A 622-nucleotide genomic window follows, 5' to 3' on the forward strand; every position below is an offset into this window, starting at 1 on the left:
AGCCGAAGTACCTGGTATGGAACCAGTGTTAGATTTTCGTACTCATGCCACCGCGCGTTCAGTTAGCGGTTACTGCTCATTTGGTATCGCAGGGCATAATAGAGACGCATTAGCGCCTGCCTGGACAAATAAATCAGGGGCTAATATTGTGCTTTGGGGACCTACATATTTTCTCAATTGGAAAGAAACTTTTATCGCGCCACCAAGAGGCTTTAATGCAATCAGGATGTGGGGACGCGCAAGAAGTCACTTTTATGTTTACGCGCAAACTTACGACCTGGATAGCCTATTAACACCAGGTGCAATCATTGACCCTTCGACGGGTCGGCAAGTTTACCCGCCAGCACCATAACCAAATTAAGCTGCTGCAAACGGGCAAAACAACAAACGCACTCGATCGCTGCATAGTCGAGTGCGTTTTTGTACAGTGCCGGCGCAACTGCCATAAATTGACAGTAGCTGCAGTTACTGTCATAATTTGGCAGTACACTCCAGACCGGGAGCTTTTAACATGAGCGAACACACTTTTAAATTTGGTCCTGCCAAGCAATTAGGTAGAGCTTTTACAATTCCGATGCGCTTACAAATTTGCTGCCAGTGTAGAGACGATTTAGGCTTAGTG

At 46.5% G+C, this 622-nt stretch carries 1 protein-coding gene; it reads left to right on the top strand.

The annotated features are described in order from the left end of the window. A partial coding sequence (locus tag A0J57_RS27085) for a hypothetical protein (protein ID WP_235600959.1) occupies positions 1 to 352 on the top strand: 352 nt, incomplete at its 5' end. Positions 353 to 622 lie beyond the last annotated feature (270 nt).

It is taken from the genome of Sphingobium sp. 22B (assembly GCF_001580035.1).
Classification (GTDB): domain Bacteria; phylum Pseudomonadota; class Alphaproteobacteria; order Sphingomonadales; family Sphingomonadaceae; genus Sphingobium; species Sphingobium fuliginis.